Source organism: Candidatus Cloacimonadota bacterium, assembly GCA_034722995.1.
Classification (GTDB): domain Bacteria; phylum Cloacimonadota; class Cloacimonadia; order JGIOTU-2; family JGIOTU-2; genus JAGMCF01.
Genome location: JAYEOL010000049.1, coordinates 1 through 11,780, shown reverse-complemented (window position 1 = coordinate 11,780; position 11,780 = coordinate 1). Strand labels below are relative to the sequence as shown.

Below are 11,780 nucleotides of genomic sequence, written 5' to 3'. Positions count from 1 at the left end.
ATATTGATAAGTTTTCCACTCAATTTGAAGAGGGTCATAAGGAATATTTAAATTATATGCATAAATCCATAAACTATCAGCATCAAATGGATCATCAGAGTATGTTATTAAATCTAAAATCCCATCTTGATTTATGTCCCCAAATACTCCTGAATTACTCATCGTAAATCCTTGAGGTCGTAAAGGAAATCCATCAATGCTATCGCCATTACAATGCCTTCCTTCAATATAGCCTAGCATAGGTGGAGTTGTAGCAAAATTTGAATCAAATATTATTTCTCTTTCAGATGAATTATCTATGTTACCTATAATAATCGGTCCACATACATCGCCAAAACTATAATAAGGTGCATTTGAAAAGTATTCTCCTTTCGCATTATAAATATATATTGTATTATTAGACTGATATGTGTTATGACATCCACAGATTATTTCTAATGAGCCATCATTATTTAGATCAGCAACAGAAGGGGGGCACATTGTAATATCAGGGAATTGTCTGGGCCATCCATCAAGAACAGAGCCATCATATTTATAAACATATAAACCTGTTGGTTGAGGAGTCGTGTAATTGCCTGAAGCAGGTGCGATTATTTCCAAGAAACCATCTCCTGTTAAATCTGCAAGAATAGGTGAAGTACTCCAATAATTAGCATTTCCATTAAAAGGCTGTTGTGGCCAACCATTCATTATTGTTCCGTCCGGTTTAAATATATAAAGATTTCTGTCATGTGCCGCACAGATTATTTCAGGAATTCCATCATTGTCAACATCTCCAACTGCTGGTATGCAGGCTACACCACCGTCTATATAAAAAGGAAAGTTCTCATTATAATTTTCTCCATCAACAGTGACGACATAAAGACCACAAGGATAACTATAATCGTAATTACCCCACATAATCTCTTTATACCCGTCTCCATCAAGATCATATGCCAGAGCAGTAGTAAGAAAACCCGAATCCCCATAACTTCCAAAATGTTTAGGCCAACCCTGTATATTGTTGCCATCTTTATCTAAAATATATACCCACCTATTTCTTGTGGTCTGTATAATCTCCAAATATCCATCATTGGTAATATCCACAAATGACATTGTTGATAGAGCTTCGTTAGCCGTATAAGTTATCCATAAACATTCTCCCTGATAATTTATAGCAAATGTTGCATTAAAGACAGAAACAACTATCTCTAAAAATGGGTCATCATTAATATTAACAACTCCCACCCCATTACGGGCTCCATATTGAGAATTTTGCTCAGCAGAATAAGGGAATCCTGGTAATTGGTTATATTGAGCAATTAATTTTACAGAAAAGAATAATAAAAGCAATATGAATAAACTGATACTTACTTTTTTCATATATTCCTCTTTTCCTTTATGAATTAATGAGTTATGCAAAAAACCCTTTTCTTGTCATTCCCTACTTGATGCGGAATCCCAAATCCTTTGTTTTAATGGATTCCCGTTTTCACGGGAATGACACTCGTCTTGGTGGAGCAAGCCGTAGCCAGAAATGAGGTGAAATTATCTGTTTTGCAGATCTCATTTTTATGAATTATAAAAATATATTTTTTGAAGCCATTTATTGGATAATCAGGAGGGGAATTGCTCCCCTCCTGATTTATTGTCTTATTCAGAATCATGCATCTCACGATGAATAACCCATGTTACCTCTATGACCACACCCATAGGCTTCCAGACTGTTTTATAATATGTTACTCCATCAATTTCTGTTTCTAAATAATAATATCCTTCAATATTTTTCCAACCAAACCTTGCGACACCATTATCATCAGTAGTTCTTTCTTGTAGAATTTCGTTAATTGTAGCTTTAACTAATTGATTGTCATAAGGCACCGCATTATATTCATGTAAGAGAGTAAGGACTAATCCTACTTGACCTGACGGGTTATCTGCAATCAAGCTTCCAGCCACAAACAGGCCAAGCAAGATTGCAGTTATTGCGATTTTCTTAAACATTTTTCTCTCCTTATATTTTTATTTTTTTATCAGACATATTTGTCTCTCCAGTCCTAAAGCAAGGATATGGAGAGACAGGAGAGAACGAATTTGTTTTTTCCAAGTAAAAATAGGTAATCATCTTTCCGAGTTGGGGCCTCGGATTGTTTTATGCATTTTTCTTTGTGTCTTAATATTTGAAAATTTCTGGGGGGGGGGTAAAATCAAAAATGTAAAATGTAAAATTAGAAATGAAAAATCAGGGATAGGAATAGTAGAATGGAATATTAAAATATTGTCATTACTCAAACACAATTTTTTCTTTCTTGCTTTCATATTGTCCCCAAAAATATGAATACAATTTAATAATAATTAAAATAATTTTGTCAAGTAAAAGTTACTTAAAGAGTAAAAAAATAAATACAAAACTATGCTCCAACATCCCGATCCATTCAGGCTCGATGCCTGACCGAGACTAATGTATCGGGATAATCATGTTTTAATATTGTTAAAACACCATTACAAATGGTGTCGGATCAGATAATACTAAATCAAATAAAGAAATATTTTATCAAATAAACAAAAAAAAATATTTAAAAATTTTCTTTATAAATTTGTTTTGATTTATTGCAATTTATTTTTAATCTCAGCTAAAACTTTTATTGCTTCTAAAGGAGTAATATTATTTGTATCAATATTTTTTATATCTTTTAATACTTCTTTTTCTTTATTTGTTTTTTGTGAAAGGAAATCAAAAAAATTTGTTTGAGTAGCAGAACTTTTTTCTCTTTTGGTCTTTTCAAACATACTCGTCTCATTAAATTCATTTTTTTCTAAATTTTTCAAGATTTCTTTTGCACGGATGACTACTTTATCTGGAATGCCAGCAAGTTTTGCAACCTGGATTCCATAACTCTGGTCTGCACTTCCAGGAACAACCTTTCTTAAGAAGATAACCTTATCTTTCCATTCCTTTGCAGTAATGTTATAATTTTTTACTGCAGGAAATATATCTGCCAATTCGGTAAGTTCATGATAATGGGTAGCAAATAAGGTTTTTGCTGCCACAATTTTATTTTCGTGTAGGTATTCTACAACAGCCCAGGCGATGCTGAGTCCATCAAAAGTGCTTGTTCCTCGTCCAATTTCATCAAGAAGAATAAGACTTCTTGGAGTTGCATTGTGTAAGATATTTGCAGTTTCAATCATCTCAACCAGGAATGTACTCTGCCCAAGAGCGAGATTATCAGAAGCACCTACTCTGGTAAATATTTTATCCACAATTCCAATTTTTGCGGAAGATGCTGGAACAAACGAACCAATTTGAGCCATTAAAATAATCAATCCTACCTGACGCAAAAAAGTAGATTTCCCAGCCATGTTCGGTCCTGTAATAAGCAAAATCCTATCTGATTTATTATTCAGGTATGTATCATTTGGAATAAAAGTTTCTTCAGTAATCAGTTTTTCTATTACAGGATGTCTTCCATCTTTTATTTCTATTTTTAGTTCATCAGTAATTTCCGGTCTTGAATAATTATTATAATATGCAATCTGTGCAAAATTTGTTATAACATCTAAAATTGATATTACATAAGAATATTTTTGCATTCTTGGAATGAATTTTGTTAGCTTACTTCTTATTTCAGCAAAGAGAGAATATTCCAACTGCTTTATTCGTTCTTCGGCACCTAAAACCTTGCTTTCATATTCTTTTAACTCAGGAGTAATAAATCTTTCTGCATTTACAAGAGTTTGCTTTCGTGTATAGTTATCAGGGATTTTGTCCAGATGTGATTTAGTAACTTCAATGTAATATCCGAACACATTATTGAATTTTACTTTTAGCTTTTGAATTCCAGTTCTTTTTATCTCCTTATCTTGTAGTTTTGCAATCCATTTTTTCCCGTTTTTACTCACACTTCGGAGAGTACCTAATTCTTCATTATACCCATCTTTGATGATTCCGCCATTTTGAATAGTAAGAGGTGCTTCTTCTATTATTGCATTTTCAATAATCAGTATTACTTCATCAAAATTTTGGATAGAATTAAACATATCTTTGAGAATTTTAGATTCGCAAGCTCTTATTAAATCAGCAATTGGTGTGGATAATTTCAGATAATTTTTTAAAGCGATGAGGTCTCTCGGATATGCTTTTTCAGTTCCTATTTTGCTGATAATTCTTTCAATGTCACCTATATCTTTCAGAATTTCAATTAATGAATTTCTTATGTAAGATTTATCAAGTAGTTCAGAAACAGCGTCTAAACGGTTATCTATTTCATCTTTAATAATTAGTGGATTTAATATCCATTGAAAAAGAAGTCGGTTACCCATTGGTGTTTTGGTATGGTCCATTGCATCAAGAAGAGCGCCTTTTCTTTCCCGTGTTCTTATTGATTCTATAAGTTCTAAATTATGTCGTGAGATTGCATCAATCTGCATAAACTGGCTGGTTGAGTAAAAGTTAATGTTTGTTATATGTTTGAGTTCAGTCCCTTTTAAATCTTGCAAATAGGAAAGTATTGCGGCTGATGCGCAGATTGTATTATCTCTTCCAGCTAAACCGAATCCATCTAATGATAGAACCGCAAAGTGTCTTTTCAGAATATCTTCTGCTTCAATATAATCGTATCTCCAGGATTCATATTTTGTGAATGTGGGTGAATAGAAAATTTTTATGTCTTGCTTCAATTTTAATTCTGCACCTTCTGGTATAAGTATTTCAGCTGGATGGATTCTTACAATTTCATCTAAAAGTTTATCTTTTGATAATTCTGTGCATAAGAATTTACCAGTTGATATATCAATGGATGCCACTCCGCAGCTATCTTTTCCTTCATATATTGCAGTTAGAAAGTTATTACTTTTCCCCTTTAGATAGTCTTGTTCTAAAATTGTTCCGGGTGTTATGACCTCAACAATTTCTCTTTTTACTAATTTTTTTGCAAGTTTTGGGTCTTCAACCTGTTCGCAAATTGCAACTTTAACTCCATTATCAATTAGTTTTTTTAGGTAATTATTTAAAGCATGGTAAGGAAAACCAGCAAGTGGGACAGGATTTTTCTTTTTTTTATCTCTTGTAGTAAGAGTAAGACCCAAAATTTTGGAAGCTTTCTTTGCATCGTCAAAAAAGGTCTCGTAGAAATCTCCCATTCTAAATAAGAGTAAGGCATCGGGCTGTTTCCTTTTTATAGATAAATACTGATTCATTAGTGGAGTAAAGCTTTGAGTTAAATTTGATTTCTTCATTAATTAGCCTGGATTAAGGTAAAGGGAAAGGTAAAGGGTTTTATCTCTTTGAACCTTTCAATGTGATAATAATTTTGTTTATGTCCCTGTATAGTTTACTTAAAATAATATCTAATTCGTTTGCCTTTTGTTTACTTATATACCCAACCTTTTTCCCATATTCCAGATGACTTTGAGTTTCTGTTAATGAGCCTCTTGAGTAATAATAAAAGTTGATTTTATCTAGCGAGTGCTCTCGGCCAAAAGCTTCCGCAATATTTGCCGAAATACTAAGAGCTGATCTTCTTATTTGTGAGGTGAATCCATAATCTTCTTTTTGAGGCAGTTTTTCAGTAAGCGTATGGATAATTTTAGCCACATCTATTGCTTTTTGCCAGATGGGCATATCTTTAAAACTTTTATACATTATGACTTCCTTAGTTATCTCTTTTCCTTTTCCTTTACCTTTATCGCTTTTAATTACGGCTTTTTATAGATAAAAGAAGATATTGAGTTTTTCTTTAATTTATTCTGAATATATTGAGCTTCTGTTTCTGTTCTATATGGTCCCAATCCAACAGCAAAATATCTTGTTCCTTTAACAATTTTTTCGTAAACAAAGGTATCGTACCCTTTTTTTTTAAATTCCGATTTTGATTTCCTAGCTTTCTCTCTATTTAAAAATGCGGCAAGTTGCACAATATACCTTTTGTCAGAATCTATTTTTATTTCAGGCATCTTAACAGACGAGTCGTAATGTCCTTTTTCCGCAAGACTAACAAGTTGTGACTCGGCTAAGAATCTTTCGTTTGAATATGGATATTGATTGATTACTTTTTTGTAGGCTACAATAGCATTACTAAATTGCGATAACTTTTCCTCACATAATCCAATCATATATAAAATATACGATGAGAAATTTTTGTTCTTGTTAGAACTATTCAAATTTTTAAAGTGGTTTAATGCTGCAGGGTAATTGTTCAGTTTGAAGTATGAAGTTCCTATGTTTAAAAATGCTAATTCTATTTTAGTATTGTCCTTGCCAGTTTTAAGATAGTTTTTTAAATAATTTATACAATTATCATAATTATTCATAGCAAAGCAAGTTTGGCCTGACCAATATAATGTTTCCTTAAAAGAATTGCTCGTTGAATTTTGAAGTATTTGTTTCAAATATTTCTTGGCTTCTGAATAATTTGACTTGCAGAAATAATTTTTGGCAAGAGATAATCTTGCTTTATCAGTGTATGTATTTTCTTGAAGTGCCAATATTTTTTTGTAGTATTTATTAGCTTCATCAGATGTTTCTGAATAATGAGCGAGAAGGGAATAAATTTCTGCGAGTAAGTTTATGTCATCAGCAAAATCTATTGATTTTTCTAAAATATTTTTAGCTGAAAGATAATTCTCCTTATAAATTTCTGCCCTTGCTTTGCTAATTTCATTATGGCAATCTGCAAAGGATAAATTTGATATAAGAAATACAAGGCATGCAAAAAGAATAGATAGTTTTTTCATTTGAAAATCGCTCGCCACAGAGGTTCATCCCGTGTAATAAATACTTCATATTACAAGGGACAGGCAGAGACACAGAGATAATTCACTCTCTTATTCCCAAGCCCCAGCTTGGGAATGCTTAATTTGTTTTTTGGATTTTTTGCTAACTACTCATTAGTTTAAGGAATTCAGTATTACTTTTAGTATCTCTCATTTTATTTTTGAGAAACTCTATTGCGTTGTAAGGGCTTTGATTTTTAAGATATTTGCGAAGAACAAAGACGCGATTTCTAACTTCTTCTGATAGTAGCAATTCTTCTCTTCTTGTTCCAGATGTAACAAGGTCAATAGCCGGGTACATTCTGAGGTCACTTATTGAACGGTCTAATACGAGCTCCATATTTCCAGTGCCTTTGAATTCTTCAAATATGACTGTATCCATTTTACTGCCGGTTTGCACAAGAGCGGTTGCTATGATTGTCAGAGTGCCACCTTCTTCAGTATTGCGGGCAGCACCAAAAAAGCGTTTGGGTTTATGAAGGGCATTGGCATCAACACCACCAGACAATACTTTCCCACTTGCGGGGACCAAGTAATTATAAGCTCTTGCAAGTCGTGTAATACTGTCTAATAATATTACAACATCTTGATTAAATTCAACCATTCTTTTGGCTTTTTCCATCACCATTTCTGCTAAGCGGACATGATGATAAGCTGTTTCGTCAAATGTAGAACTTACAACCTCTGAGTTTATTGGTTTTACAATTCTTTTCATTTCCGTGACTTCTTCTGGCCGTTCATCAATAAGGAGAACAATTACATAAACCTCTGGATGATTTGTTAATACAGAATTTGCGAGTTTTTGTAATAAAACAGTTTTTCCAGTTCGTGGTGCCGCAACAATTAAACCCCTTTGGCCTTTACCAATCGGAGTGAAAAGGTCAATTATTCTTGATGAGAGTTCATTAGGGATTGTTTCAAGATTTAATTTTTTTTCAGGATAGAAAGGTGTCAAAGAATCAAAATTAGGCATCTCAGAAGCAAGTTCCGGGGCTTGTCCATTTATAGCATCAATTCTGATTAAAGCAAAATATTTCTCGTCATCCTTTGGAGAACGAACAGGACCTGCAATAATATTACCTTGTTTAATATGAAATTTCTTTATCTGTGCTTTTGAAACATAGATATCACTACTACCACTATTATAATTATTCTTTGGGGATCTTAAAAAACCATAACCGTCATTTGTTAGGTCTATAACCCCAGTCGTAAATACCAGCCCTTCGCTCTCAGCCTGTGCTTTCAGAATTTCATTAATTAGCTTCTCTTTGTTTAGAGTTCTGTATTTCTTTATCTCAAATTCTTTTGCTAAACCATAAAGTTCATTTACAGTCATTTTCTTAATCTTTCCTAATTCTATTATGTCTTCCATAAGACTCCTATATTATTTTAATTTATATTTTATAATTTTGAATTTTATAATTTTCTTCAGCTGATGACCTCCTTATATAAAATGGTTGCAGGTTTGCAATGTATTGATAATCATAACTTAGTTTAATACTCTTTTTGAAGACAATATCAATAAGAGATGCGGCTCGTGGATAATTAAGATGAGAAGGTGCAATTTTGTAATAAACTTTTACACCTGCATTTAATTCATCTTTTAGATTATCAATGCAAGGCCCAACAAAAATAACTTCCTCTTTTATACTATTTATCAATTCTCCAACAGTGAATAGTTGCGGATTAATCAATTCCTCTAATTCTGAAGAATAAATTGCGCTATAAACCTGGCTTCTTCCAGCATCCAATAAGACACAAATATTTTTATTAACAAAAGTAACATTATTCGCAAGAGACATCAAAGTAGAGATGGCAATTAAAGGAATTTTTTGTCCATAACATATACCTTTTGCAGTTGAAAGCCCTATACGCAGACCTGTAAATGAGCCCGGACCAATTGCGAGTACAACTGCATTAATTTCATTAATGTGGATACCTGTTTCATTTAACATTTTATCAATATTTGGTAATAAGGTTTTAGAATGTGTCTTGTGACTTTTTATGGAATATTCAGCAATAATAGTTTTGTCGCTTGATATTGCAATACTAGCAAATGTTGTTGATGTATCCAGAGCCAGAATTTTCATTAGAATTAATCGGGCAAGAAATATTAGCAGTTATTTACTTGTCTATCTCCTAATGGGTTTTTTGTTTCTTTCTTCTTTGTCTTTAAAGGTATAGCACAAAGAAAGCGGAGCAAAGTATCGCCCGTATTTTTAAATTGATGATATCTATTAGGGTCAATGTAAATAACATCCCATTGCTGGAATTCTTTTTCTCCTTCTGAGGTGACCAATACCCCGGTTCCTTGCAGAATAAAGGATTCATGCTCCCAATCATGGGTATGGTATGGTGTATGGCCGCCTGGCTCAAGTTCAAACATTCGTAAAGCAAAATTTGGTGCCTTGTCCTTATCTGAGACGAGCCAGCGTATCCTGGTATTCTCTGCACCCTCTACATTAACATTTTCCAATGGAACATTATTGAAATGCGTGAGTTTCATTAATGCCTCCTTATTGATTTTCCTACCGATAAATTAGTTTTAAAAGGTAGGTCTCTTGTTCTTATTTTCTAATACCAAAAAAATAATAATATAGATGCTAGTCAATTTTTTTGAATATTAAATATTGATAATCAATTAACATTTTGGTTTTTTTACTTATACTTCACATCATAAAGATACAATCCTTGTGAAGGTGCAGTTGCTCCTAACATTTTATAATCTTGCTTTTTTAGTATCTTCTGTAAATAACTATCAGGCAAATCATAATGAGAAATCTTTATAACAGTTCCTACAATTCTGCGAACCATATTGTGCAGGAATCTATTGGCAGTTATATAGAGAAAAAATTTATCCTCTGTCTCCTCCCATTTAACAGAAATAATTGTGCATAGACAATTATTCAAATGAGAAGTATCATTTGCAAAAACTTTAAAATCATAAGTTCCAATAAGATAATGCAAAGCACTCCTTATTTTTTCTGATTTGATTTTTGGGGTTGGGAAAAAAGCTGTATAATTTCTTTCAAATGGGTTGAAATTCTTATTAATTTTGTAAAGATAGGTTCTGTGTATAGCAGAAAAGCGTGCATGGAAATCAGAGTCAACCACCTTGCAATCTTTAATATGTATGGAATTCGGGAGAAGACTATTTAATGCTTTGATAATATTTTCAGATTTCATTCTGGTCTGTGCTGTAAAATGTGCATATTGGTTTAAAGCGTGAACACCACTATCTGTACGACCGGAAGCAGTTAATTTTATCTCTGTTTTAAAAATTCTTTTTAAACAATTTTCCATTACATATTGAATTGATGGCTTTGTATTATCTTGTGAATTTTTATCAGACTTTTGTCTTTGCCAGCCGCAAAAATCAGTACCATCATAACAGAAATTTAATAGAAACTTACTCATATTAATATAAATAATATAATTTGTAGTATTATTATGGATAGAAATATAATATCATTTATTTTAAATTCTATTGCGATGCCCGATTTAATCGGGGAGGAGTTAATTAATATCTCTGAACAAAATGAAAGCCTTTTTACTTTATTCATTGATTTTTCTAAAAATGAATTGAAAGTAGATGAAATTTCCGATAATTTTATTTTTCTCCCTTTTTGTAATCGGTATGCAACTATTGTTTCAGAAAATTGGTGATAAAAGATAGGAATGAAGTTGATAATTCCATATATGAATATGATGAAATTGTCAAAAAATCTGTAATGCAAAAATCCCTTTAGATTCTTCAAAAGATAGTATCCTGATGTGGTATTAATCAAAATTGTGGTAAGACAAACTAATATCCCAATTCTAGCTATTATCAGTAAATCTCTTTGCCATGCAGTTCCAAAAATAAATCCTAATAATAATATTGCGAAAAATAAAGGAGAAAGTGCTAAAATTGCTGATATTGAATTTTTTAATAGTCGTAGATTCAATAAAAAGGTTATTGTCAATATTATCAGAACAGAGAGAATAAATATTTTATCTTTTATAAGAAATAATGCAATCAATTCAAAGAGCACAAAGAATATTTTTCCTATTGGATTGAGATTGTTTAAATCAAGTGTCATTATTTTTTTTCTTTTATCTTCAAACTATCTACAGGGGTTGTATTGACTATTCTACTTGTGTCTGACAAAGATTCTCTAATATAGTTGTTTCCATCAAAGAATGTTTTGATAAAAGTTGTTAAGTCAATATTAGGATATTCGTTAATAAGTTCTTTCAAATATGGTTTTGCCGCAGTTGTATCTGACAATTCTTCAATCAACAAATATACCTTAGCATAGAGAGCTTTAGGATAGATTTTACTTTCCGGATAGTTTGTAATGATAGTATCTAAATATGATATACTTTTCCCCAGACTAATACTTTTATCATAATAATTCATAGATTTATCAAATAGAGATTGGGATTTAAATTCATATTGGGTTGTTAATTCATAAGATTTGTTGTTGAGCATTCTTTTTACTGCAAAACAATATTTTGATTCAGGAATATCATTTTCCATACGAAATACTACTTCTTTAGCCAGGAGTGTATCCTTTTTTATGTTAAATAGTATCCAGGTTTTTAAGAAAAGAGCTTTAGGATAAATTTCATTCTGATAACATTCAATATTACTTTTTAAATTTTCAATTTGTGTTGATAGAGATTCTTTAGAAATTTCTTCTTTTATATTGGATTTTTTAGATAATGTATCTAAAGTATCTGAAATTGAATCAATTGAATCGGTCTCAATAGCAAATGTTAAACTATCTGGAATAAAGCCCAGACTATCCTCATTAATTATTTCTAAATTTTCTTTGGTAACATCATCTATATGTAATTTTTTATCTAAAGTATCTATATCAGACTTAATTGTATCCGATACTGGAATTGCAGTCAAGCTGTCAGGAATAAAGCTCAGACTATCCTGAATATTTGTTTCAAGACTATCCTCAATAAAATTATGGTAAAGTATATTGAGAGAATCCAGTTGTTCATTCAAATTACTTAATTGATTGATGATTTTA

The 11,780-nt window shown here is 31.7% G+C and carries 11 protein-coding genes; all 11 read right to left on the bottom strand.

From position 1 onward, the window contains the following. Positions 1-1,362 (bottom strand): VCBS repeat-containing protein (locus tag U9R23_06080; GenBank protein ID MEA3475984.1); only part of this gene is annotated, 1,362 nt, incomplete at its 3' end. A gap of 270 nt (positions 1,363-1,632) precedes the next feature. Continuing rightward, on the bottom strand, positions 1,633-1,983 hold the full coding sequence (locus U9R23_06075; GenBank protein MEA3475983.1) for a hypothetical protein: 351 nt from the start codon (positions 1,981-1,983) through the stop codon (positions 1,633-1,635). A 603-nt stretch (positions 1,984-2,586) separates the two neighbouring features. After that, positions 2,587-5,217 (bottom strand): DNA mismatch repair protein MutS, encoded by a 2,631-nt coding sequence (gene mutS / locus U9R23_06070; GenBank protein ID MEA3475982.1) that lies wholly within the window; start codon positions 5,215-5,217, stop codon positions 2,587-2,589. A gap of 40 nt (positions 5,218-5,257) precedes the next feature. After that, entirely contained in the window at positions 5,258-5,623 is a 366-nt protein-coding gene (locus tag U9R23_06065) for a four helix bundle protein (protein MEA3475981.1), read from the bottom strand. A gap of 53 nt (positions 5,624-5,676) precedes the next feature. Then, complete coding sequence (locus U9R23_06060; GenBank protein MEA3475980.1) at positions 5,677-6,714, bottom strand: SPOR domain-containing protein; 1,038 nt, start codon at positions 6,712-6,714, stop codon at positions 5,677-5,679. Positions 6,715-6,856: 142 nt separating this feature from the next. Beyond that, complete coding sequence (gene rho / locus U9R23_06055; protein ID MEA3475979.1) at positions 6,857-8,125, bottom strand: transcription termination factor Rho; 1,269 nt, start codon at positions 8,123-8,125, stop codon at positions 6,857-6,859. Between the two features lie 22 nt (positions 8,126-8,147). Then, a complete protein-coding gene (gene tsaB, locus U9R23_06050) occupies positions 8,148-8,843 on the bottom strand; it encodes a tRNA (adenosine(37)-N6)-threonylcarbamoyltransferase complex dimerization subunit type 1 TsaB (protein MEA3475978.1) in 696 nt (231 codons plus the stop codon). Positions 8,844-8,866: 23 nt separating this feature from the next. Continuing rightward, positions 8,867-9,259, bottom strand: coding sequence for a cupin domain-containing protein (locus U9R23_06045; GenBank protein ID MEA3475977.1), 393 nt, complete (start codon positions 9,257-9,259; stop codon positions 8,867-8,869). A 152-nt stretch (positions 9,260-9,411) separates the two neighbouring features. Next, positions 9,412-10,170, bottom strand: a complete 759-nt coding sequence (truA, locus tag U9R23_06040) for a tRNA pseudouridine(38-40) synthase TruA (protein ID MEA3475976.1) — start codon at positions 10,168-10,170, stop codon at positions 9,412-9,414. Further along, complete coding sequence (locus U9R23_06035) at positions 10,167-10,835, bottom strand: hypothetical protein (GenBank protein MEA3475975.1); 669 nt, start codon at positions 10,833-10,835, stop codon at positions 10,167-10,169. Before U9R23_06035 ends, truA begins: the two co-directional genes overlap by 4 nt. After that, a partial coding sequence (locus U9R23_06030) for a hypothetical protein (GenBank protein MEA3475974.1) occupies positions 10,835-11,780 on the bottom strand: 946 nt, incomplete at its 5' end. The genes U9R23_06035 and U9R23_06030, both read right to left, overlap by 1 nt.

Bases quoted from the DNA above. Each gene is read 5' to 3' on its own strand.
- U9R23_06075 (MEA3475983.1), bottom strand. From the start codon at position 1,983: ATGTTTAAGAAAATCGCAATAACTGCAATCTTGCTTGGCCTGTTTGTG.
- mutS (MEA3475982.1), bottom strand. From the start codon at position 5,217: ATGAAGAAATCAAATTTAACTCAAAGCTTTACTCCACTAATGAATCAG.
- U9R23_06065 (MEA3475981.1), bottom strand. From the start codon at position 5,623: ATGTATAAAAGTTTTAAAGATATGCCCATCTGGCAAAAAGCAATAGAT.
- U9R23_06060 (MEA3475980.1), bottom strand. From the start codon at position 6,714: ATGAAAAAACTATCTATTCTTTTTGCATGCCTTGTATTTCTTATATCA.
- rho (MEA3475979.1), bottom strand. From the start codon at position 8,125: ATGGAAGACATAATAGAATTAGGAAAGATTAAGAAAATGACTGTAAAT.
- tsaB (MEA3475978.1), bottom strand. From the start codon at position 8,843: ATGAAAATTCTGGCTCTGGATACATCAACAACATTTGCTAGTATTGCA.
- U9R23_06045 (MEA3475977.1), bottom strand. From the start codon at position 9,259: ATGAAACTCACGCATTTCAATAATGTTCCATTGGAAAATGTTAATGTA.
- truA (MEA3475976.1), bottom strand. From the start codon at position 10,170: ATGAGTAAGTTTCTATTAAATTTCTGTTATGATGGTACTGATTTTTGC.
- U9R23_06035 (MEA3475975.1), bottom strand. From the start codon at position 10,835: ATGACACTTGATTTAAACAATCTCAATCCAATAGGAAAAATATTCTTT.